At 72.9% G+C, this 21,026-nt stretch carries 18 protein-coding genes, 2 rRNA genes and 1 pseudogene; 11 read left to right on the top strand and 10 right to left on the bottom strand.

Annotated elements, in window-relative coordinates; all coding sequences use genetic code 11:
- Window position 1 precedes the first annotated feature (1 nt).
- From pntB to AC2TDM_RS01800, 4 genes are all read right to left on the bottom strand, one after another.
- Window positions 2-1,420 carry a Re/Si-specific NAD(P)(+) transhydrogenase subunit beta gene (gene pntB / locus AC2TDM_RS01815; protein ID WP_484635647.1) on the bottom strand — a complete coding sequence of 473 codons (1,419 nt, stop codon included), beginning with the start codon at window positions 1,418-1,420 and terminating at the stop codon, window positions 2-4.
- The gene (locus tag AC2TDM_RS01810) at window positions 1,420-3,042 is read right to left on the bottom strand and encodes a Re/Si-specific NAD(P)(+) transhydrogenase subunit alpha (RefSeq protein WP_484635646.1); all 1,623 of its coding nucleotides are present in this window, start codon (window positions 3,040-3,042) and stop codon (window positions 1,420-1,422) included. Before AC2TDM_RS01810 ends, pntB begins: the two co-directional genes overlap by 1 nt.
- A 207-nt stretch (window positions 3,043-3,249) precedes the next feature.
- Window positions 3,250-4,593 carry a hemolysin family protein gene (locus AC2TDM_RS01805; RefSeq protein ID WP_090034629.1) on the bottom strand — a complete coding sequence of 448 codons (1,344 nt, stop codon included), beginning with the start codon at window positions 4,591-4,593 and terminating at the stop codon, window positions 3,250-3,252.
- A gap of 141 nt (window positions 4,594-4,734) precedes the next feature.
- Window positions 4,735-5,187 (bottom strand): hypothetical protein, encoded by a 453-nt coding sequence (locus AC2TDM_RS01800; RefSeq protein ID WP_484635645.1) that lies wholly within the window; start codon window positions 5,185-5,187, stop codon window positions 4,735-4,737.
- Between the two features lie 150 nt (window positions 5,188-5,337).
- Here AC2TDM_RS01800 and AC2TDM_RS01795 point away from each other — a divergent pair, with 150 nt between their 5' ends.
- From AC2TDM_RS01795 to AC2TDM_RS01785, 3 genes and pseudogenes are all read left to right on the top strand, one after another.
- Window positions 5,338-5,880, top strand: coding sequence for a PAS domain-containing protein (locus AC2TDM_RS01795; protein WP_484635644.1), 543 nt, complete (start codon window positions 5,338-5,340; stop codon window positions 5,878-5,880).
- 7 nt (window positions 5,881-5,887) lie between these two features.
- Window positions 5,888-6,610 (top strand): annotated as a pseudogene (locus AC2TDM_RS01790) (methyl-accepting chemotaxis protein); the annotation flags it as partial.
- Window positions 6,611-6,702: 92 nt separating this feature from the next.
- Window positions 6,703-6,852, top strand: a complete 150-nt coding sequence (locus tag AC2TDM_RS01785; RefSeq protein ID WP_484635643.1) for a hypothetical protein — start codon at window positions 6,703-6,705, stop codon at window positions 6,850-6,852.
- Window positions 6,853-7,009: 157 nt separating this feature from the next.
- Here AC2TDM_RS01785 and AC2TDM_RS01780 read toward each other — a convergent pair whose 3' ends face one another.
- On the bottom strand, window positions 7,010-8,143 hold the full coding sequence (locus tag AC2TDM_RS01780; protein ID WP_484635642.1) for a hypothetical protein: 1,134 nt from the start codon (window positions 8,141-8,143) through the stop codon (window positions 7,010-7,012).
- Window positions 8,144-8,385: 242 nt separating this feature from the next.
- Between AC2TDM_RS01780 and AC2TDM_RS01775 the strand changes: the two genes are divergently transcribed.
- The 4 genes from AC2TDM_RS01775 (at window position 8,386) to AC2TDM_RS01760 (ending at window position 11,177) form a co-directional block, all read left to right on the top strand.
- Complete coding sequence (locus tag AC2TDM_RS01775; RefSeq protein WP_484635641.1) at window positions 8,386-9,024, top strand: hypothetical protein; 639 nt, start codon at window positions 8,386-8,388, stop codon at window positions 9,022-9,024.
- Between the two features lie 103 nt (window positions 9,025-9,127).
- Window positions 9,128-9,502 (top strand): GntR family transcriptional regulator, encoded by a 375-nt coding sequence (locus AC2TDM_RS01770; RefSeq protein ID WP_090034643.1) that lies wholly within the window; start codon window positions 9,128-9,130, stop codon window positions 9,500-9,502.
- Window positions 9,499-10,455 carry an ATP-binding cassette domain-containing protein gene (locus AC2TDM_RS01765; protein WP_090034644.1) on the top strand — a complete coding sequence of 319 codons (957 nt, stop codon included), beginning with the start codon at window positions 9,499-9,501 and terminating at the stop codon, window positions 10,453-10,455. The genes AC2TDM_RS01770 and AC2TDM_RS01765 overlap by 4 nt, the downstream gene beginning before the upstream one ends.
- Complete coding sequence (locus AC2TDM_RS01760) at window positions 10,452-11,177, top strand: hypothetical protein (protein ID WP_090034647.1); 726 nt, start codon at window positions 10,452-10,454, stop codon at window positions 11,175-11,177. The genes AC2TDM_RS01765 and AC2TDM_RS01760 overlap by 4 nt, the downstream gene beginning before the upstream one ends.
- Window positions 11,178-11,179: 2 nt before the next feature.
- On the opposite strand, the gene AC2TDM_RS01755 is transcribed toward AC2TDM_RS01760, so the two are convergent.
- The 3 genes from AC2TDM_RS01755 to AC2TDM_RS01745 all read right to left on the bottom strand — a co-directional run bounded on the left by AC2TDM_RS01755 (window position 11,180) and on the right by AC2TDM_RS01745 (window position 13,057).
- Entirely contained in the window at window positions 11,180-11,860 is a 681-nt protein-coding gene (locus AC2TDM_RS01755; protein WP_090034650.1) for an SDR family oxidoreductase, read from the bottom strand.
- 41 nt (window positions 11,861-11,901) lie between these two features.
- Window positions 11,902-12,810 (bottom strand): DUF72 domain-containing protein, encoded by a 909-nt coding sequence (locus AC2TDM_RS01750; protein ID WP_203709004.1) that lies wholly within the window; start codon window positions 12,808-12,810, stop codon window positions 11,902-11,904.
- Window positions 12,811-12,913: 103 nt separating this feature from the next.
- Window positions 12,914-13,057, bottom strand: a complete 144-nt coding sequence (locus AC2TDM_RS01745) for an antitoxin (protein WP_139224506.1) — start codon at window positions 13,055-13,057, stop codon at window positions 12,914-12,916.
- Here AC2TDM_RS01745 and AC2TDM_RS01740 point away from each other — a divergent pair.
- The 4 genes from AC2TDM_RS01740 (at window position 13,056) to AC2TDM_RS01725 (ending at window position 17,136) form a co-directional block, all read left to right on the top strand.
- On the top strand, window positions 13,056-14,216 hold the full coding sequence (locus tag AC2TDM_RS01740; RefSeq protein WP_239079070.1) for an NAD-dependent epimerase/dehydratase family protein: 1,161 nt from the start codon (window positions 13,056-13,058) through the stop codon (window positions 14,214-14,216). The two genes, AC2TDM_RS01745 and AC2TDM_RS01740, sit on opposite strands and share 2 nt — an antisense overlap.
- Window positions 14,213-15,145, top strand: coding sequence for a TPM domain-containing protein (locus AC2TDM_RS01735; protein ID WP_090034655.1), 933 nt, complete (start codon window positions 14,213-14,215; stop codon window positions 15,143-15,145). The genes AC2TDM_RS01740 and AC2TDM_RS01735 overlap by 4 nt, the downstream gene beginning before the upstream one ends.
- 192 nt (window positions 15,146-15,337) lie before the next feature.
- Window positions 15,338-16,090: a DUF4190 domain-containing protein gene (locus tag AC2TDM_RS01730; protein ID WP_484635640.1), complete on the top strand. Its 753-nt coding sequence runs from the start codon at window positions 15,338-15,340 to the stop codon at window positions 16,088-16,090.
- A 209-nt stretch (window positions 16,091-16,299) separates the two neighbouring features.
- On the top strand, window positions 16,300-17,136 hold the full coding sequence (locus AC2TDM_RS01725) for an alpha/beta fold hydrolase (protein WP_090034660.1): 837 nt from the start codon (window positions 16,300-16,302) through the stop codon (window positions 17,134-17,136).
- Between the two features lie 136 nt (window positions 17,137-17,272).
- Here AC2TDM_RS01725 and rrf read toward each other — a convergent pair.
- Both rrf and AC2TDM_RS01715 read right to left on the bottom strand, forming a co-directional pair.
- Window positions 17,273-17,389 (bottom strand): 5S ribosomal RNA (gene rrf, locus AC2TDM_RS01720).
- A gap of 104 nt (window positions 17,390-17,493) precedes the next feature.
- Window positions 17,494-20,605 (bottom strand): 23S ribosomal RNA (locus AC2TDM_RS01715).
- Window positions 20,606-21,026: the final 421 nt, after the last annotated feature.

Below are 21,026 nucleotides of genomic sequence, written 5' to 3'. Positions count from 1 at the left end.
GTCAGGCGGACGCGCTCACGGGCGTCCCCGTGGCGGCCGGTACCGCCGCGACGATGTCCTCCACCCGCTGCTTCGCGTCCCCGAAGAGCATCGCCGTGTTCTCCCGGAAGAACAGCGGGTTCTGCACGCCGGCGTAGCCCGTGGCCATGGAGCGCTTGAACACGACCACCTGCTTGGCCTTCCACACCTCGAGCACCGGCATGCCGGCGATGGGCGAGCCCGGGTCCTCGGCGGCCGGGTTGACGGTGTCGTTGGCGCCGATGACGAGCACGACGTCGGTGCTCGCGAGGTCGTCGTTGATCTCGTCCATCTCCAGGACGAGGTCGTAGGGCACCTTCGCCTCGGCCAGCAGCACGTTCATGTGACCGGGCAGGCGGCCCGCGACGGGGTGCACGCCGAACCGCACCCCGACGCCCTGCGCCCGCAGCCGGCTGACGAGCTCCGCGACCGGGTACTGCGCCTTCGCGACCGCCATGCCGTAGCCCGGCGTGATGACCACGCTCCGCGCCCCGACGAGCATCCGGGCGACCTCGGCCGCGGTGACCTCGCGGTGCTCGCCGACCTCCTCGTCGCCCGAGGCCGCGGTCCCGGCCTCCACGCCGTACCCGCCGAGGATGACGGAGACGAAGGAGCGGTTCATGGCCGTGCACATGAGGTAGGACAGGATCGCGCCGGAGGACCCGACGAGGGCGCCGGTGATGATGAGCAGGTTGTTGCCGAGCATGAAGCCGGCGGCCGCCGCGGCCCACCCCGAGTACGAGTTGAGCATCGACACGACGACCGGCATGTCGCCGCCACCGATCGACGCGACGAGGTGCCACCCCAGGGCCAGCGCGACCACGGTCAGCAGCAGCAGCGGCACCAGCGACGGCGCGGCGACGAACCACCCGACGAGCACGGCGCACACGACGAGCGCGCCGGCGTTGAGCAGGTTGCGCCCGGGCAGCGTCAGCGGCGCGCTCCTGATCCGCGCCGCGAGCTTGAGGTAGGCCACCACGGACCCCGTGAGCGTGACCGCACCGATGAGCACGCCGAGGCCCACCTCGACGAGGTGGACGACGTCGGCCTCCTCCGTCAGGTAGGAGTTGATCCCGACGAGCACGGCCGCCGCGCCGACGAACGAGTGCAGCACGGCGATGAGCTCGGGCATCTGCGTCATCTCCACGGTGCGCGCGCGCCAGGTGCCGACGACGGCCCCCACGGCGAACACCATCGCGATGAGCAGCAGCGTCACCGGGGCCGGGCGCTCGGACACGTCCACCGCGAGCGCGACGGTGGCGACGAGCGCGAGGGCCATCCCGGCCATCCCGAGCAGGTTGCCGCGGCGGGCCGTCGCCTGCTGCGAGAGCCCCGCGAGCGACAGGACGAAGCACACGGCGGCGACGAGGTACAGGCCCTGGGCGAGGGACGAGAGCGTCATCACGCCTCCTTCCGGAACATGCCGAGCATGCGGTAGGCGACGAGGAAGCCGCCGACGATGTTGATGGACGCCACCGCGGCGGCGACGAACGCCAGCGACGTGACGACCCACGAGTCGGACCCCAGCTGCAGCAGCGCGCCGACGAGGATGATCCCGGAGACGGCGTTCGTCTGGGCCATGAGCGGCGTGTGCAACGAGTGCGACACGTGCGAGATGACGTAGTACCCGACGATCACGGCGAGCACGAACACGGTCAGGTACCCGGCGAAGGCCGGCGGCGACACGGCGACGGCCAGCGCGACGAGCACGGCCGCGAGCCCGGCCAGCACCGCCCGGCGACGCCCGGCCGCCGCCTCGCGCGCCGCCCGCGCGGAAGGGTCGACGGCCGGGTCGACGGTCGGCGTCACCCCGGGCGCCGCACCCGCCACCGCGCTCGTCGCCGCGCTCGTCGCCGCACCCGCCACCGCGCTCGTCGCCGAGGCGGTCACCGGCGCCGCCGACACCTGCACCGGCGGCGGCGGCCACAGCACCTCCCCGCCGTGCGCGACCGTCATGCCGCGCAGCACCGGGTCCTCCAGGTCGAGCACCAGCACGCCGTCCTTGCCGGGCGTGAGGAGCTTGAGCAGGTTGACGACGTTGGTGCCGACCAGCTGCGAGGTGTGCGCCGGCATCCGGCTCGTCAGGTCGGTGTACCCGAGGACGACGACGCCGTTCTCCGAGACGTACCGCTCCCCGGGGACGGTGAGCTCGCAGTTGCCGCCGCCCGACGCCGCCAGGTCGACGACGACGGACCCGGGCCGCATGGCCGCGACCATCTCCGCGGTGATCGTCGTCGGGGCCGTGCCGCGCACCAGCGCCGTCGTGATGACGACGTCCGCCCGGGCGCTCTCCTCCGCGTACATCGCCGCGGTCAGCGCCTCCTGCTCCGCGGTCAGCGCCGCCGCGTACCCGTCCGCGGAGACGGCCTGCTGGGCCGCCCGCGCCTGGACGAACGTCGCCCCCATCGACTCGATCTGCTCGCCCACCTCGGGCCGGACGTCGAAGGCCCGCACCTGCGCGCCCAGGCTGCCCGCCGCGCCGATCGCGGCGAGGCCCGCGACACCGGCCCCGATGACGAACACGGTGGCCGGGGCCGTCTTCCCGGCGGCGGTGACCTGGCCGGTGAACATGCCGCCGTACTCGGCCGCCGCCTCGATGACCGCGCGGTACCCGGCGACGTTCGACATCGTCGAGAGCACGTCCAGCGCCTGCGCCCGGGAGATGCGCGGCACGGCGTCCAGCGCCAGCGCCGTGACGCCCTGCGCGGCCAGCCGCTCGACGAGCGCGGGCCGCGCCGCCGGTGCCAGCATCGACACGAGCGTGGTCCCCGGACGCAGGGCCGCCAGCCGGTCCTCCGACGGCACCCCGACGGTCGTCACCACGTCAGCGCCGAGCACCGCGTCGACGTCCGCCACGCGCGCACCGGCGGCCGCGTACGCCTCGTCGGGGTGCGTCGCCCCGGCGCCCGCACCGCGCTCCACGACCACCTCGTACCCCAGCGCCACCAGCTGCGCCACCGTGCGCGGGGTGGCGCTGACGAGCCGTTCTCCGGGTCGTGACTCCCGTGGGACGCCGATCCTCATGCCTGCTCCTCGTCGTCGAGCCGGCGGCGGCTCCCGCGCCGCGCCGGTTGGAAAGCGCTTGCCGCACTCTAGCGGGCGGCGACCCCCCGCAGGAAGAGCGTCCCACCGACCGGGGACACGGGACATGACGTCGGTCCTGCCCGTGCCCCCGCCCGGTCGGCTACACGATCGGCCAGGCGGTCGGCCAGGCGGTCGGCTACGCGGCGGCTACCCGGTGGGCTGCGCGCTCGGCTGCGCGTTCGTCCCCGCCTCCGCCGTCCCGACCAGCCCCGCCGCGTTCGTCGGCGCCACCACCCGCAGGCGCGTGATGCGGCGCCGGTCGACCGCCACGACCTCGAGCCGCGCGGCGTCCTCGTCGCCGGCGGGCACGACGTCCCCGACCCGCGCCAGCCGTCCGAGCCGCCACAGCACGTACCCCGCCGCGGTCTCGTACGGACCCTCGGGCACGACGACGCCCGTGCGCTCGGCCAGCTCCTCGATGGTGATGCCGGCGTCCACCGACCCCGTCGTGCGGGACACGGGCGAGGCCTCGGCGTCGTACTCGTCGCGGATCTCCCCGACGAGCTCCTCGACGAGGTCCTCGAGCGTGACGATGCCGTCGGTGCCGCCGTACTCGTCGACGACGACGGCGAGGTGCACGCCCTCGCGGCGCATGGTGGCCATCGTCGTCAGCACCCGGTTCGTCGACGGGGCCGCGAGGACCGGCCGGACGAGGTCGCGCACGGTCGCGCCGGCGGGCGAGGGCACGAGCAGGTCCCGCACGTGCAGGAAGCCCAGCACGTCGTCGAAGTCCTCCCCGGTCACGGGGTAGCGCGAGTACGGCAGGGCCGCCACCTGCTCGCGCGCGGTCGTGACGGGCAGGTCGGCGGCGAGGAACGCGACCTCGCCGCGCGGGCGCATGACCTCCTTGACCGACCGGTCCGAGGCGTCGAACACGTCGGCGACGATGCGCCGCTCCGCCTCCGGCAGGTCCCGGTGGGTGACGACGAGGTCCCGCAGCTCCTCGTTCGTCATCTCCTCCGAGCGCGCGGAGGGGTCCCCGCCGAAGAGCCGCACGACGGCGTCGGTGGACACCGACAGCAGCCAGATCACCGGCCGCATGGCCTGCGCGAACCGGTCCAGCGGGGGCCCGACCAGCCGCGCGACGGCGGCCGACCGCTGCAGCGCGATGCGCTTGGGCACGAGCTCGCCGAGCACGAGGGACAGGAACGCGACGACGAGCGTCAGCGCGACCAGCGCGACCGTCTGCGCGAGCCCCTCGGGCAGGCCGAGCCCGACGAGGACCGGTGCGAGGTCGGGCGCCAGCGTCGAGGCGCCGTAGGCCGCGGAGAAGAACCCGGCGACGGTCACGCCGATCTGCACCGCGGCGAGGAAGCGGTTGGGGTCGCGGGCCACCGCCGCGACCTTGGCGCCGCGGCCGCCGTCGCGCTCGAGCTGGCGCAGCTGGCTCTCCCGCAGGGAGACGAGCGCGAGCTCCGTGCCGGCGAAGACGCCGCCGACGACGATGAAGACGAGGACCAGCCCGAGGTTGGTCAGGGTGCCGGAGTCCATCAGTGCCCACCCCCCGTGGCACGCGCACCGGGCGCGCGGCGGGACGGGGGGTGGCCGGGACTCGCAGAGGGATCGCTCACGCCCGGGCACAACGCCGGACGCCCTCCGCGGGTTCCCCGAGGGGCGCGACCCCTCCTCGCGTCAGCGCACCGGGCGCGGGCGGTGCCGCAGCGGCAGCCACACGGCGACCGCCATGAGCAGCATCGCCAGGGGCACGTGCACGGCGGTCAGCGAGGCCGCGCCGGCGTCCGCCATGAGCGACCCGAGCACGTACTCCAGCACGAGGAGGGCGACGAGCACGACGGTCCCGACGACGAGGTCCCGGCGGGCCTTGAGCTTCGTCACCGCGAGCACGAGCGCAACCACCGAGACGAGCAGCGTGACGTCCGCCCCGCGGGCGTGGACGAACTCCCACGTGTCCGCGGACTGCCCGCCGCCGCCCCAGGCCGCCATGAACAGCCCCGCCCACAGGCCCTGCAGCAGGATCCCGAGGGAGGCGATGCCGACGAGGGCGCCGTACGCCTTGTTGGTGACGGGGGCGGGGGCCGGGCCGGTGGTCGAGCCCGTGGCCGGACCCGTGGACGCGCTGGTCATGGCCACATCCTGGCACCGCCGGCCGCCCGGGGGGCGGTGCGCGGTCCCGGCGCGCCCGCCCGAGGACGCCGTCCGACGGCGCTCGGCCGTTCAGGGGACGTCCCCCGCTGCCGATGAGGGGGGTGGTTCCGCATGTCCAGGGGAGGACCCATGCACGCAGCAGCCGTGCGACCCACCGGGGTCGAGCGCACCTTCGACCCCGACGAGATCATCGTCACCAAGACCGACCTGCAGGGTCGGCTCACGTACGCCAACGACGTGTTCCTGCGCGTCTCGGCGCTGCGCGAGGACGAGGCGATCGGCAAGCCGCACAACCTCATCAGGCACCCCGACATGCCGCGCGCGGTGTTCGGGCTGCTCTGGGAGCGCATCGTCGCCGGGCAGGAGATCTTCGCCTACGTGGTGAACCTCGCCGCCGACGGCGCCCACTACTGGGTCCTCGCGCACGTGACGCCGTCGCTCTCGCCGGCCGGCACGGTCGTCGGCTACCACTCGAACCGCCGGGTGCCCACGCGCGCGGCGCTCGACCAGGTGCAGCCGCTGTACCGGGCGCTCGTCGCCGCGGAGCGGCAGCAGGGGGCGGCACGCCACGCCGTCGTCGCGGGCCGGGCCGCGCTGGACACGCACCTGTCCACCGCCGGGCAGGACTACGACGAGATGGTGTGGGCCCTCGCGGGCTCGCAGGGATGGTGAGGGCACGATGACCAGGACGCTGCGCCCCCGGGCCGGCAGCACGGCCCGCGCCGCCGAGGACGCGACCGCCGCGGTCGTGGCCGAGATCCGGCGCGTCATGCAGGCCGCCGCGCTCGGCGACCTCGAGGTGCGCGTCGCGCACGTCGACGGCATGGAGGACGTCGCCGGCCTGTGCGAGACGCGGCAGGCGGTCAACCGCCTCCTCGACCGCACCGACGCCTTCACCCGGGAGGCCGGCGCCTCGCTGGCGGCCGCGTCGGAGGGCCGGTACTACCGGGAGTTCCTGCCGACCGGCATGACCGGGGCCTTCAAGCACGGGGCGACGACGATCAACGCCGCCCGCCGGCGCATGGCCGAGAGCCAGGCGGCCATCGACGCGGCCGCCGCCGAGCGGCTCGCCACGGCCGACGCCTTCGAGGGCACGGTCATGGCGCTGGCCGAGCAGCTCGCCGCCGCAGCGGTGGAGATGAGCGCGTCGGCGGCGAGCCTGGCGGGCAACGCCGGCAACGCGGTGGCCGAGGCCAGCGGCACCCTCGCGGCGGTCGGGCAGCTCGACGGCACGGCGCGCGAGATCGGGGCCGTCGTCGACCTCATCGCGCGCATCGCGTCGCAGACCCGGCTCCTCGCGCTCAACGCGACGATCGAGGCCGCGCGCGCCGGGGAGGACGGGCGCGGCTTCGCGGTCGTCGCGCAGGAGGTCAAGTCCCTCGCGGACAGCACCGGCACCTCCACGGAGCGCATCACCGCGCAGGTGGGGTCGCTGCAGTCCGCGGTCGCGGGCATGACTCGACGATCGAGCACCTCGGCCAGACGATGGACGAGATGGACCGCATGGTCGCGGCGATCGCCGAGGCCGTGGACTCCGGGCAGTCCGGCGCCGGCGACCACGCGCAGGGCCAGGGCCTCGCGCAGATGGCCGAGGTGCTGCGCACGGAGGCGCTGGACGTGCTCCACGCCATGCGGCGCGGGTGAGACTCCGCACCGAGCTGCAGAGAGCTGCACCGAGCTGCACCGGCCCTGTACCGACCCTGTCCCGACCCCGCACGACGACGACCGCCGCCCGGCACCTCGCGAGGTGCCGGGCGGCGGTCGTCGTGCTGCGCGCGCAGGTCCGTCTCGGCAGGGCGCCTCAGCGGGTGGCGCCGACGAGGGCGCGGGCCGCCGTGGCCGGCCGCAGGCCGCGCAGGCCGGCCGCACCGGACGAGAGGGCGGCCCGCAGGTCGGCCGGCGCCGGCAGCCACGGCACGGCGGCCGCGGTGCGCGGGTCGGAGCCGTAGGCCAGCAGCGTGAGGAACACGCCGTAGACCGGCAGGTGCCCGATCGCCTCGGTCGTGCCGAACAGCAGCAGCGTCGCGTTGAACGGCACCATGGCGACGAGCACCGCGACCTGCGGGATCGCGCCGGACAGGACCAGCGCCCCGAAGAGCAGCTCGACCGTGCCCGCGACCACGATGAACACGTCGACCGGCACCTGCAGGCCGACGAGGGCGAAGACGTCGAGCTGGGGGAACTGCTCGAGCGTCTCGCGGGCCAGCGCGGGGTTCGTGAACTTCTCCGAGAACGCCAGGGTGACCAGCGCCGTCGCGACGCCCAGCCGCAGGAGCAGCAGGGCCCACCGCTCGCGGCGCGCGTCGGCCTCGACCCGGCCGAAGGCGGCGTCGGACGGCGGCAGGACCGCGAGGAAGGCGGCGATCCCGACGACGTCGGCCGCCTCGAGCAGCGCCACCGGCCCCGAGGTGACGGCGGTGGCCGGGCCGAGGAGGGCGACGAGCAGCGCGGCGGCGCGCAGCCGGACGCCGGAGATGAGCCAGATGCCGATGGCCGCCTCGACGACGCCGGCGAACGCCGCGCCGGGCACGTCGTCGAGGTGGGTCGAGGGCGCCAGGAACCTGCCCGTCACCGCGAACGCGAGCAGCGAGACGCCGAGGTGCACGGCCAGCAGCCGCGGCACGTAGGGCGTCAGCCGGCCGACCGGCGCCAGGACCCGCAGCTCGGGGCGGGGCAGCAGCCGCGCCGCCCACCGCCACGCGAGCGCCACGACGACCACGAGCGCCGTCAGCGCCAGCGGCAACGGGCGCAGGAAGAACGACCACTCGCCGCCGGGCTGGTTCTCGGAGAACCAGCGCTCGTGGGCGGAGGCGGGCAGGGCGGTCAGCGCGACGAGCAGCGCCGTGGCGCCGAGCGTGCGGCGGACCCGGCGGCCGGCGGTGCGGTGGGCCGTGGGGCCGGTCGTCCGGCGGAGGTGGTCGGTCGGGCGGGTCATGGTCGTTCCTCAGGTGTGGGGGTCCCCGAGCGGGTGCCGTCTCTCGGCCCCCGTACGATCGCGCGGTCCCGTGCACGGGTGACGGGACGTACGTCCCTGCCACGGTGCCCGGGCAGGTCGAGCCGCCGGTCGGACGGCGGAGGGCCGGGTGAAAAAGGGCCCACGACCTGTGTCGGGGCCCGTCCGCGGCGGAGGATCAGGACGGCCACCCGACGCCACGCCACCACCGCCGCTGGAGACCCATGACCGAGCCCCGCCCCCGTCCCGACCGACGCCGGACGGTCGCCGGGCTCCTGACCGGCGCGGCACTCGGCGCCGTGCTCGTCGTGGGCACGGTCGTCGTGCTCGGCGACGAGGCGCCCTGGCGCACCTCCGCGACCGGGGCCACGCCAGCCCCTGCGACAGGAGAGGCCGGCGGCGGCGCGACGGACGGCAGCGCCCCCGCCGGCACGGACGGCAGCACGGACGACAGCACGGGCGAGAGCACGGACGACAGCACGGGCGAGAGCACGGACGACAGCACGGGCGAGAGCACGGACGGCAGCACGGACGACGCCACCGCCGGCGTCACCGCCGACTCCCCGACCAACCCCGACCCCGCCACGTTCCGTCCCCTCACCGACGTCGACTGCGCCGCCATCGAGGCGCGCGCCGTGGCCCTGTCGGCCGAGCAGGCCACCGACGGACGCACCCTCACCGCGGTCACGGGCAGCACGGCGACCACCGACCACCGCGCGGACTACGCCGTGCCCGCCGCGGACGGTCGCTCGGTCGTCCTCGTCTGCAGCGGCACCGGCGTCTGGAGCGACGGCGCGACCTCCGCCCTGACGACCACGCTGTCGATCGACGCCTCCGGCGCGCTCTTCGTCGGCTACCGCTGACGCCCGCGGGGCTCCCGCTTCCCGCACCGTCACCTCTTGACACCCTCTCCTGCTCACTGGTTCATTAGTGGAGTAACGAACCACTGAACCAGGAGGGCGCCGCGTGCTCGACGACAGCCGCCCGATCTTCGTGCAGGTCGCCGAGCGCATCGCCGGCGACGTCCTCGACGGCACGCTCCCCGAGGGGAGCCAGGTGCCGTCGACCACCGAGCTGTCGGCCTTCCTCCGCATCAACCCGGCCACCGTGGCCAAGGGGATGGCCGAGCTCGTCGCGACCGGGGTGCTCCACAAGAGGAGGGGGATCGGGATGTTCGTGTCCGAGGGGGCGCGGGCGCGGCTGCAGGAGCAGCGGCGGGCCGCGTTCGTCGACGAGTTCGTCGCGCCGCTCGTGCGGGAGGCGGGCCGGCTGGGCCTCGCGCCCGACGAGGTCGCGCGTCTGGTGGTCGACGCCACGCGCGGGGCGGGGGCGGTCCGATGAGCACCGGCCCGAGCACCGGCCCGAGCACCGGCACCCGCACCGGAGCGAGCACCGACGTCGCGATCGCGACGTCCGGGCTGACGCGCAGCTACGGCGCCACCACGGCGCTCGAGGGCGCCACGCTCGCGCTCGAGGCGGGGCGCGTCCACGGCCTGCTGGGCCGCAACGGCGCCGGCAAGACGACCCTCCTACGGCTCCTCACCGGTCTCGACCGCCCGACGGCCGGCACGGCCCGGCTGCTCGGGGAGGACCCGTTCGAGAACCCGCGCCTGGCCGGCCGGTTCTGCTTCGTCAAGGAGTCGCAGGTCTACCCGGAGAGCTTCCGCGTGCACCACGTCCTGCGCGCCGCGTCCCTGCTGTTCCCGCGGTGGGACGACGACCGCGCCGCCGAGCTGGTGGACCGGTTCGCGCTGCCGACCCGGCGGCCGGTGAAGAAGCTGTCGCGCGGCATGACCTCGGCGCTCGGCGTCGTCGTCGGGCTGGCCGCACGCGCGGAGGTCACGCTGTTCGACGAGCCCTACCTCGGCCTCGACGCCGTGGCCCGGCAGCTGTTCTACGACGCGCTGCTCGAGGAGGTCGCGCTCGAGCCGCGCACGGTGGTGCTCTCGACGCACCTCATCGACGAGGTCGACCACCTGCTCGAGCGGGTCGTCGTCGTCGACCACGGCCGCGTCGTCCTCGACGCGGACGCCGACGAGGTGCGCGGCAGCGCGGTGGAGGTCACGGGGCCGTCCGCGGCCGTCGACGCCTTCACCGGCGGCCGGCGCCTGCTGCGGCGGGAGGTGCTGGGCGGGACCGCCCGCGCCACCGTGGCGACCCGCGCCACCCGGGAGGAGCGCGCCCGTGCCGACAGGCTGGGCGTGGACCTCGCGCCCGTGTCCCTGCAGCAGGTCGTCGTCGGGCTGACCACCGCCGCCGAACCGGCCCGTCCCCTCCAGGAGGTCCTGCGATGAGCGCCACCCTCGCCACCGCCCCCGTGCGGCTGCCCGCCCACCGCGCGCTGACCGTCGCCCGCGTGCAGGCGATGGACGCCGTCAACGTCCTCGTCCTGCCCTGGGTGGTCCTCGGGAGCGCCCTCGTCATCAACCTGCTCGTCTGGGTCCTCGTCGAGGGTGCGGCCGAGGGCGGCACCGGCGGCATCAGCAGCCTGTACGGCTACTCGATGGCGATGGTCGCCGTGCTGGTGAGCCGGGGCTTCCCCTACCTCGTCGGCATGGGCGTGACCCGACGGTCGTTCCTGGGCGGCACCGCGCTGATGCTGCTGGCCTACGCCGCGGTCAGCAGCCTGGCGCTGACGGCGCTCCACGGGCTGGAGGCGCTCACCGACGGCTTCGGCCTCGGCGGCCGGTTCTTCCGCGTCGCCTGGTTCACCGAGGTGCCCGCGTGGCAGCTGCCCGTGGTGTACGCGCTGCCCATGGTGTTCGCCGCCGGGCTCACCCTGCCCTTCGCCGCCGCGTACCTGCGCTGGCGGGCGACCGGGATCGTCACGCTCCTGGCCGCGACCGCGCTGCTGGTCGTCGTGGGGCTGTGGGCCGTCGGGCGGGTGGACGGCTGGGCCGGGCTCTTCGCCTGGTTCGGCTCGCTCGGGCCCCTGGTGCTGTCGACGCTGCTGGCGCTCGTCGGCGTGCTCGCCGGCGCCGGCGCGTGGCTCGTCCTGCGCCGCGCCCCCGCCTGACGTCAGCCCTCGGCGGCCGCCGCGCGGGCGGCGTCCTGCACGGCGCCGTCGACGGGCTCGCCCTCGCCGCCCGTGACGTACCACTGGCAGCCGATCGACGAGGCCTCGTCGAGGCAGGCCAGGACGAGCGCGGCGACGTCCTCCCGCTCGACGTGGCCGCCGCCCGGCTCGGTCGTCAACGTCACGCGACCGCTGCCGGGCCCGTCGCCGAGCGGCCCCGGGCGCAGGATCGTCCAGTCGAGGTCGGTGCCGCGCAGGTGCTCGTCGGCCCGGGCCTTGGCGTCGACGTACGCCGCCCAGGAGGGGTCGGCGTCGGGGCCGGCCGGCGTCTCGATGCCCGCGGCGGAGATCTGCACGTAGCGCCGCACGCCGGCGGCCGTCGCCGCGTCGGCCAGCAGCACGGACCCGCCCAGGTCGACGGTCTGCTTGCGCTCGGGGCCCGACCCCGGGCCGGCACCCGCCGCGAAGACCACGGCGTCGACGCCCGTCAGCGAGGCAGCCAGCGACGCGGCGTCCCCCGCCTCCACGTCGAACAGCACCGCCTCCGCACCCGCCGCCTCGAGCTCGGCCACCTGCTCCGCCGTGCGGACCACGCCTCGCGGGACGTCGCCGCGGGCGAGCAGCAGCCGGACGAGGTGCCGGCCGATCTTCCCGGCGGCTCCGACGACGACGACCGTGGACATGGGACCTCCGGGGGGCTGCGGACGCATCGAGCACGTCGACGCTAGGCGTCCGGCCCCGCGACCGCACCCGCTGCGGGGACCGCCGGCGGCCCGACCCCCAGCCGGGCGGCGAGCGCCATGGCGTCGACGGGTGCGCGCACCTTCACGTCGTTGTCGAAGTAGACGTGCACGTCCCGCGGCTGATCGGCGGCGGGCGGCGCCACCCGCGGCCCGTCCGGCGGCGGCGTGCCCGTCGACCAGGCCCGCACCTTCGCCGCCCAGGCGTCCACCGCCTCGTCGTCGTAGCCCGACACGTACAGCTCGCTGCTGCCGTGCAGCCGGACGTACACGTGGTCCGAGGTGAGGTCCTCCAGGTGCGGCCAGCGGCCGGCGGTGTCGGCGACGACGAGCGCGACGTCGTGCCGGCGCAGCAGCTCGACGAACGCCGGCGTGACGAAGGTGCCGTGCCGGACCTCGAGCGCGTGCCGGACGGGCCGGTCGGCGTCGGTGACGGTCAGCGCCCGTCCGTCGAGGCGCTCGTCGTGCCGCTCCGCGAGCGCCGCAGCCGCGGTCGTCGAGCGCGGCAGCAGGTCGAAGAAGGCCGCCAGCCGCGCCTCGTCGTAGCCGAGGGTGGGCGGGAGCTGCCAGAGCACCGGGCCCAGGCGGTCGCCCAGCGCCAGCACCCCGGAGGCGAAGAAGTTGGCCAGCGGCGTCGCGACGTCCGCCAGCTTCTTCATGTGCGTGACGAAGCGGGGCCCCTTGACCGAGAACACGAAGCCCTCGGGCGTCTGCGCGCGCCACGCCCGGTACGAGTCGGGCCGCTGCAGCGCGTAGAACGAGCCGTTGATCTCCACCGAGCCCAGCCGGCTCGCCGCGTGCGCGAGCTCGAGCCGCTGCGGCAGGCCGCGCGGGTAGAACACCCCGCGCCACGGCGCGTACCGCCACCCCGAGATCCCCACGTGCACCGCCACGCGCCCAGCCTGGCGTGCGGACGCCGGCGCCGCCCGGGCGCACGACGACGGCCGGCCGCCCACGGGGGGCGACCGGCCGTCGGAGGCGTCGTGCAGGCTGGCGTCAGCCGCCGATCTTCTCGTCGACGGTCTTCTCCGTCGTCTCGATCTTCTCGCTGTGCCCGCCGCCGGTCTTCTGGTCCACGGCGTCGCCGGCCTTGTCGATCCCGGCGTCGCTGGCCTTCTCGGTGATGTCGTCGATGCCCATGACGGACTCCCTCTGCTCGCTCCGGTTGCGGGTGCCGCGGCGCCCGCGCGCCGCCGGTCCGGCAGCGCTCGTCGTGCCCCGCCAGTGTTCGTCAGGCGACGGCCGCCCGCACGTCGGCGCACAGGGTGCCCACGACCCGCGGCACGACCTGCACACGCGCGCGCGGCTCGCCATGCTGGGACCACCGAGCGGGGAGGCAGCGGTGGAGCAGGCGGGGCAGGACGACGGGCGACGGGACGTCCGTGCGGACGGGCGGGCCGACGACCGGGCTGACGGATCGGCCGACGGACGGGTCCGGACCGTCGTCGTGACGGGCGGAGCCGGGCGGATCGGGACGTACCTGCGGCGGGCCGACGGCGGCCTCGCGGCGCGGGGCTGGCGGCTGCGGCTGCTCGACGTCACGGCGCCCGACGAGCTGCGCGAGGACGAGATTGCGTACACCGCGGACCTGTCGGACGAGGAGTGCCGCGACGCCCTCGACGGGGCGATGACCGGTGCCGACGCCGTGGTGCACCTGGCCGGGATCCCGACGGAGGACACGTGGACGCGCGTGCGGCGCGCGAACATCGACGGCACCTACCGCGTGCTGGAGTCGGCCCGGCGGTGCGGCGTGCGCCGCGTCGTGCTCGCGAGCTCCAACCACGCCGTCGGCTTCTACCCGACCGATGCGCAGGCACCCGTCGACGCGGCGCCACGCCCCGACTCCTACTACGGGGTCTCGAAGGTGGCCGTCGAGGCGCTGGGCAGCCTGTACGCCGACCGCTACGGCCTGGCGGTCGTGTCCCTGCGCATCGGCCTGTGCACCGACGGCCCGGGCACCACGTTCGACCTCGGCATCTGGCTGAGCCCCGCCGACGCCGTGCGGCTGGTGCACGCCGCGCTCACCGGCCCGGTGGGTGCGGCGGTGGGTGCGGCAGGCGGCGCGACGGGCGGTGCCGCAGGTGGTGCCGCGGGGGGTGGCCAGGTCGTCGCCTACGGCATCTCCGCCAACACCCGTGCCTGGTGGGACCTCACGAGCGCCCGCGCCCTCGGGTACGAGCCGCGCGACGACGCCGAGGTCTTCGCCGACCGCGTCGTGGCGTACGAGGGCCCGCCCGGGGTCCTCGGGCACGGCATGGTCGACACGGACCCGCACGCGGCCACGGGGCGTCGGCCGTGACCCGGCGCGACGTCCTCCCGACCGTCGGCGCCGACCGCTCCCCGGGCGCGCGGCGGCACCGCACCCTGCTCGCGTCCGCCGTCGTCCTGGCGGCGCTCACCGCGTGCTCGTCGGAGGAGGGCACCGACGTCCCCGCCCCGCCCGCGGCGGGTGCGGTGCTCGACGTGTCCGAGGTCCTCACCGCCGACGAGGAGCGCGCGGTGTCCGAGCTCGTGGACGCCGAGAACGCGCGCACGGACGCCGCCCGGGTCGCCGTGCTGCTCGTGCCCTCCGCCGACGGCGACCTCGAGGACTACGCCCGCGAGGTCGCCACGCGCTGGGGCGTCGGGGACGAGGGCGCCGACAACGGCGTGCTCGTCGTCGCCGCGACCGACGACCGCGAGCTGCGCGTCGAGGTCGCGGACGGGGTGCGCGACCGCTTCGACGACGACGAGGCCGCGACCGTCGTCGAGGACGTGCTCGCCCCCGCCTTCGGCGACGAGCGCTACGCCGAGGGGCTCACCGCTGCCGTCGTGGCGGTCTACACGTACGCCGAGGGGGGGACGCCGCCCGCTCCTGCGTCGGAGCCGACGAACTGGGCCGTCCTGGGGGCCTGGATCGGGGGCGCCGGGCTGCTGGTCGGCGGGCTGGTGGCGTGGCTGGTGGGCGACCGCCGTCGTCGGCACCGGCTCGCCGACGGGGAGATCGCCGCCGCCCGCGAGCAGGACCCCGGCTTCGACCTGACCGACGAGCAGCGCGCCGCCTACCGCCGCTACCGGTACCACCGTCGCGGCTCCGACGCGGTGTCCAACCCCGGCGCGTGGCTCCCGCTGTACGTCGCCAACCCCGCGCTGTGGTCGGGCGGCAGCCAGGGGTCGTCGTCGGGCGGCGGGTCCTCGTTCGGCGGCGGCGGCGGCTTCAGCGGCGGCGGCGCGTCCGGCGGGTACTGACCGCCGGCCGGCGTCGTCCCGCCGTCGCGCGGGGACGCCGGGCGTGAGGCGGCGTCACCCGTGAGATCGGGGTGGTCGTAGGGGTGCCGACCGGGAGCACCCCCGACGTGGGGCCGGGGTGCTGCGCGGCACGGTGGGGCCGTGGCGGTCGCACGACCGCCGGTCGAACCGGACCCACCTCCAGGAGCCAGCATGTCCACGCACGCCCCCGTCCCGCCCGCCCCCGCCGCCTCGTCCGGCGCGCTGCCCTCCGGCACCGGCCCGTCCGCAGCGCCCGGCGCCTTCCCGACCGCAGCCGCCGGCGCGTTCCCGTCCGCCGCGCCCGGCGCCGCGACGTCGGGGTGGCAGGGCGGACCCCGACCTGCGCCGCGGAGCGGCACCGCCGTCGCCGCCCTCGTCGTCGGGCTGCTCGCACTCCTCGGCTGCCTCGTCCCCGTGCTGAACCTCGGCTCCGTCGGCCTCGGCCTCGCCGCCGTCGTGCTCGGCCTGGTCGCCCTGCGCCGGCTCGTCCCGCCGACGACCGGCAGGGGCATGGCGATCGCCGGCATCGTCACCGGCGCGATCGGCCTCGTCGTGGCGGCGGCGATGTGGGTCGTCCTCGTCGCCCTGGGCGCGAGCGTCGACGAGGGCGACCTGGAGTCCTTCGCGGAGGACCTCTCCGTCGGCGCCGCCGCGTCCTACGACTGCGCGACCCTGGGCGACGAGGCCGTCGGCGTCTCCGCCACGGAGGCGGCCGCCGGCGACCCGACGCTGCTCGCCGTCACCGAGGCCGTCGTCGTGGAGGACCACCGCACCGCCCTCACCCTGCCGACCGCCGGGGAGGAGGCCCTCGTCCTGTCCTGCCGGGGCACCGCCACGTGGAGCGACGGCACGACGACCCCGGTGCTCACCGAGCTCACCATCGACGCGGACGGCGGCCTCTACGCGGCGTACAGCCAGGAGTGACGGTCCCGACGCACCGCAGCGGCCCGCGCCGGGCGTCCCCTGCGCGGGCCGTGGTCGTCGCCGCGCCGACCACCACGGCTGTCCGCCGACCCACGACCCGCGTTCACCCCGTCGTCACCGACGACCCCTTGCGTGCACGACGGACGATCTCCACCGTGACCCTGACGACGGAGGAGAGACGTCCTCCGTCCGGACGGGAGGAGCGCACCATGGGCCGCATCACGGTCGGCACCGAGAACTCGCTCGACATCGAGCTGCACTACGAGGACAAGGGCACCGGTCAGCCGGTCCTGCTCATCCACGGGTTCCCGCTCGACGGGAACTCGTGGGAGGGCCAGACCGCCGCCCTCCTCGAGGCCGGCTACCGCGTCGTCACCTACGACCGCCGGGGCTTCGGGCGGAGCAGCCAGCCCTCGGTCGGGTACGACTACGACACCTTCGCCGCCGACCTGCACACCCTGCTCGAGACCCTCGACCTGCGGGACGTCGTCCTCGTCGGGTTCTCCATGGGCACCGGCGAGGTGGCCCGCTACCTCTCCCGGTACGGGTCCGGACGGGTCGCCAAGGCCGCGTTCCTCGCCTCCCTGGAGCCGTACCTGGAGATCACCGAGGACAACCCCGACGGCGCCGCGCCCCTCTCGTTCTTCGAGGACATCGCGGCAGCCGTCAGAAAGGACCGCTACGCGTACTTCACCGAGTTCTACCGGGGCTTCTTCAACCTGGACGAGAACCTCGGCTCGCGCATCAGCGAGGAGCAGGTCCGCCACGCGTGGGACGTCGCGGCCGGCTCCGGCGCCGTCGCCTCCGCCGCCGCGCCGCTGACGTGGCCGACTGACTTCCGGGCCGACATCCCGCGGGTCGACGTTCCCGCGCTCATCGTCCACGGCACCGCCGACGCCATCCTGCCGATCGACGCCACGGGCCGCCGGTTCGCCGCCGCCCTGCCCTCGGCCCGGTACGTGGAGATCGACGGCGCCCCGCACGGCCTCCTCACCACGCACACCCGTGAGGTCAACGAGGTGCTGCTCTCGTTCCTCGCGAGCTGAGCCGCCGGTCCACCGTCGTCGAGCGCGGCCGGACGGCACGGAGGCACGGACGGCCGATTCCCCGGCCCTGGTGGAAGAGAGCCCGGGAACGACGAAAGGCCACCCCGTGTCGGGGTGGCCTTTCGTGGTAATGGTTGTCCGGCGGCGTCCTACTCTCCCACACCCTGGCGGGTGCAGTACCATCGGCGCTGGTGGGCTTAGCTTCCGGGTTCGGAATGGGACCGGGCGTTTCCCCACCGCTATGACCGCCGTAACGGGGTCGAACCTGGCACCCCGCGCACCCGGCCACGTGGTGGTGGCGGGTGGGGGTGGGTCGTGGTTCGGGAACCGCACAGTGGACGCGTAGCAGTGAATGGTGTGAGCAAGTTGTCGGCTGATTAGTACCGGTCAGCTGCGGCAGTCGTTGGTCCTGCCTTCCACATCCGGCCTATCGACCCCGTGGTCTACGGGGAGCCTCTCACCCCACGAAGGGGGCGTGGAAACCTCATCTTGAAGCAGGCTTCCCGCTTAGATGCTTTCAGCGGTTATCCCTTCCGAACGTAGCCAACCAGCCGTGCTCCTGGCGGAACAACTGGCACACCAGAGGTTCGTCCGTCCCGGTCCTCTCGTACTAGGGACAGCCCTTCTCAAGTTTCCTGCGCGCGCAGCGGATAGGGACCGAACTGTCTCACGACGTTCTAAACCCAGCTCGCGTACCGCTTTAATGGGCGAACAGCCCAACCCTTGGGACCTACTCCAGCCCCAGGATGCGACGAGCCGACATCGAGGTGCCAAACCATGCCGTCGATATGGACTCTTGGGCAAGATCAGCCTGTTATCCCCGGGGTACCTTTTATCCGTTGAGCGACGGCGCTTCCACAAGCCACCGCCGGATCACTAGTCCCGACTTTCGTCCCTGCTCGACCTGTCGGTCTCACAGTCAAGCTCCCTTGTGCACTTGCACTCGCCACCTGATTGCCAACCAGGCTGAGGGAACCTTTGGGCGCCTCCGTTACATTTTAGGAGGCAACCGCCCCAGTTAAACTACCCACCAGGCACTGTCCCTGGTCCGGATCACGGACCGAGGTTAGACATCCGAAGCGGTCAGAGTGGTATTTCAACGATGACTCCACGGACACTGGCGTGCCCGCTTCACAGTCTCCCACCTATCCTACACAAACCGCACCGAACACCAATACCAAGCTATAGTAAAGGTCCCGGGGTCTTTCCGTCCTGCTGCGCGTAACGAGCATCTTTACTCGTAGTGCAATTTCGCCGAGTTCGCGGTTGAGACAGCGGAGAAGTCGTTACGCCATTCGTGCAGGTCGGAACTTACCCGACAAGGAATTTCGCTACCTTAGGATGGTTATAGTTACCACCGCCGTTTACTGGGGCTTAAATTCTGAGCTTCGCAACTTGCGTTGCTGACCCGTCCTCTTAACCTTCCAGCACCGGGCAGGCGTCAGTCCGTATACATCGTCTTGCGACTTCGCACGGACCTGTGTTTTTAGTAAACAGTCGCTTCTCCCTGGTCTCTGCGGCCCTCCGTGCTGCCCCGGGCATGCCGGTTCACACATCAGGCCCCCCTTCTCCCGAAGTTACGGGGGCATTTTGCCGAGTTCCTTAACCACGATTGTCTCGATCGCCTTGGTATTCTCTACCTGACCACCTGAGTCGGTTTGGGGTACGGGCGGCTAGAACCTCGCGTCGAGGCTTTTCTTGGCAGCATAGGATCACCCTGTTCCCGCGAGTGCGGTCACCATCAGCTCTCAGGCACATGCCCGGCGGATTTGCCTACCGGACGCCCTACAGCCTTGGACGTGGACTACCATCGCCACGCCGGACTACCTTCCTGCGTCACCCCTGTTAACACGCTTACCTACTACCGGATCAGGTCCCAGCACGCACCCCCGGTGTCCCCGAAGGGACGGTGGGAGCACGCGGTGGTTAGTGTCACCGGGCTCGGTATGGGCGGTTCTTCGCCGGTACGGGAATATCAACCCGTTGTCCATCGACTACGCCTGTCGGCCTCGCCTTAGGTCCCGACTTACCCAGGGCGGATGAACCTGGCCCTGGAACCCTTGGTCATTCGGCGGACGGGTTTCTCACCCGTCATTCGCTACTCATGCCTGCATTCTCACTCGTGTGGTCTCCACCGCTGGATCACTCCGCGGCTTCACCGCCCACACGACGCTCCCCTACCCACCTGCACGCCTGAACCCTTGCGGGCTGAGCTGTTGTGCACGTGTCACGGCTTCGGCGGTGTGCTTGAGCCCCGCTACATTGTCGGCGCGGAATCACTTGACCAGTGAGCTATTACGCACTCTTTCAAGGGTGGCTGCTTCTAAGCCAACCTCCTGGTTGTCAGTGCAACTCCACATCCTTTCCCACTTAGCACACGCTTAGGGGCCTTAGCCGGTGATCTGGGCTGTTTCCCTCTCGACTACGGAGCTTATCCCCCGCAGTCTCACTGCCACGCTGTGGCTTACCGGCATTCGGAGTTTGGCTAACGTCAGTAACCTGGTGGGGCCCATCGGCTATCCAGTAGCTCTACCTCCGGCAAGGAACGCGTGACGCTGCACCTAAATGCATTTCGGGGAGAACCAGCTATCACGAAGTTTGATTGGCCTTTCACCCCTAACCACAGGTCATCCCCCAGGTTTTCAACCCTGGTGGGTTCGGGCCTCCACACGGTCTTACCCGCGCTTCACCCTGCCCATGGCTAGATCACTTCGCTTCGGGTCTAGAGCACGCGACTACCTCGCCCTGTTCGGACTCGCTTTCGCTACGGCTTCCCCACACGGGTTAACCTCGCCACGTACCACTAACTCGCAGGCTCATTCTTCAAAAGGCACGCCGTCACCCCTGCTAGGGAGGCTCCGACGGATTGTAGGCACACGGTTTCAGGTACTATTTCACTCCCCTCCCGGGGTACTTTTCACCTTTCCCTCACGGTACTTGTCCGCTATCGGTCACCAGGTAGTATTTAGGCTTACACAGTGGTCTGTGCAGATTCACTCCAGGTTTCTCGGGCCCGGAGCTACTTGGGATCCCTCACGGGAGGCCACACCATTTCGTCTACGGGGGTACCACCCTCTGTGCCCGGCCATTCAAAGCCGTTCGACTATGGCGCGACTTTCTCACTCCCCGGGCCGGCGGCAGCCAGCCCAGCAAGGTCCCACAACCCCGTACGCGCAACCCCTGCCGGGTATCACACGCGCACGGTTTGGCCTGATCCGCTTTCGCTCGCCACTACTCACGGAATATCTCTTCCTGCCGGTACTGAGATGTTTCACTTCCCGGCGTTCCCTCCACACACCCTATATATTCAGGTGCGGGTCACAGCACATGACTGCTGCGGGGTTCCCCCATTCGGACATCCTCGGATCACAGTCTGTTTGCCGACTCCCCGAGGCTTATCGCAGGCTACCACGTCCTTCTTCGGCTCCTGATGCCAAGGCATCCACCCTGTGCCCTTAAAAACTTGCCACAAAGATCATTCAAAGATGCTCGCGTCCACTGTGCAGTTCTCAAACAACGACCACCACGACCGGATCCGGCACCGCCAGCACCCACCCCCGACCCCCCTCACGACGGAAGAGGACCAGGCATGAGCCGGTACGAGCACCCCGGCCATGGCCCCGAGACGAACACACCACCCGACCGGGCAGCTGCTCCCTCAGGACCCAACAGCGTGTCAGCCGACCCCCAGACCACCCCGGCCACCCGTTCCCACCCGCGCACCGCACCCCACCCCCCACCAGGAGGAGCAAGGACACGACCACACGACGTACTAGGGTCACCCGGGCCCGCAGGACCGGCAGCAGTCGATGTTCCACCCTCGAGCACCACCCCCAGCACGCACGGCCAGGGCATGGTCCTGCACGCACCACCCCCACCCACGACAGGCA

This window comes from Cellulomonas sp. plas2 (assembly GCF_057221735.1).
Note: the sequence above shows the minus strand (reverse complement) of the source record. Positions and strands in the feature narration are given on the sequence as shown.

What these genes read in the sequence shown, in the direction of transcription:
- AC2TDM_RS01745 (WP_139224506.1), bottom strand. Translation starts at nt 13,057, where the DNA reads ATGGGCATCGACGACATCACCGAGAAGGCCAGCGACGCCGGGATCGAC.
- AC2TDM_RS01775 (WP_484635641.1), top strand. Translation starts at nt 8,386, where the DNA reads ATGACCGAGCCCCGCCCCCGTCCCGACCGACGCCGGACGGTCGCCGGG.
- AC2TDM_RS01730 (WP_484635640.1), top strand. Translation starts at nt 15,338, where the DNA reads ATGTCCACGCACGCCCCCGTCCCGCCCGCCCCCGCCGCCTCGTCCGGC.
- AC2TDM_RS01740 (WP_239079070.1), top strand. Translation starts at nt 13,056, where the DNA reads ATGACGGACTCCCTCTGCTCGCTCCGGTTGCGGGTGCCGCGGCGCCCG.
- AC2TDM_RS01785 (WP_484635643.1), top strand. Translation starts at nt 6,703, where the DNA reads ATGGACCGCATGGTCGCGGCGATCGCCGAGGCCGTGGACTCCGGGCAG.
- AC2TDM_RS01725 (WP_090034660.1), top strand. Translation starts at nt 16,300, where the DNA reads ATGGGCCGCATCACGGTCGGCACCGAGAACTCGCTCGACATCGAGCTG.
- AC2TDM_RS01755 (WP_090034650.1), bottom strand. Translation starts at nt 11,860, where the DNA reads ATGTCCACGGTCGTCGTCGTCGGAGCCGCCGGGAAGATCGGCCGGCAC.
- AC2TDM_RS01795 (WP_484635644.1), top strand. Translation starts at nt 5,338, where the DNA reads ATGCACGCAGCAGCCGTGCGACCCACCGGGGTCGAGCGCACCTTCGAC.
- AC2TDM_RS01760 (WP_090034647.1), top strand. Translation starts at nt 10,452, where the DNA reads ATGAGCGCCACCCTCGCCACCGCCCCCGTGCGGCTGCCCGCCCACCGC.
- AC2TDM_RS01800 (WP_484635645.1), bottom strand. Translation starts at nt 5,187, where the DNA reads ATGACCAGCGCGTCCACGGGTCCGGCCACGGGCTCGACCACCGGCCCG.
- AC2TDM_RS01765 (WP_090034644.1), top strand. Translation starts at nt 9,499, where the DNA reads ATGAGCACCGGCCCGAGCACCGGCCCGAGCACCGGCACCCGCACCGGA.
- AC2TDM_RS01805 (WP_090034629.1), bottom strand. Translation starts at nt 4,593, where the DNA reads ATGGACTCCGGCACCCTGACCAACCTCGGGCTGGTCCTCGTCTTCATC.
- AC2TDM_RS01810 (WP_484635646.1), bottom strand. Translation starts at nt 3,042, where the DNA reads ATGAGGATCGGCGTCCCACGGGAGTCACGACCCGGAGAACGGCTCGTC.
- pntB (WP_484635647.1), bottom strand. Translation starts at nt 1,420, where the DNA reads ATGACGCTCTCGTCCCTCGCCCAGGGCCTGTACCTCGTCGCCGCCGTG.
- AC2TDM_RS01780 (WP_484635642.1), bottom strand. Translation starts at nt 8,143, where the DNA reads ATGACCCGCCCGACCGACCACCTCCGCCGGACGACCGGCCCCACGGCC.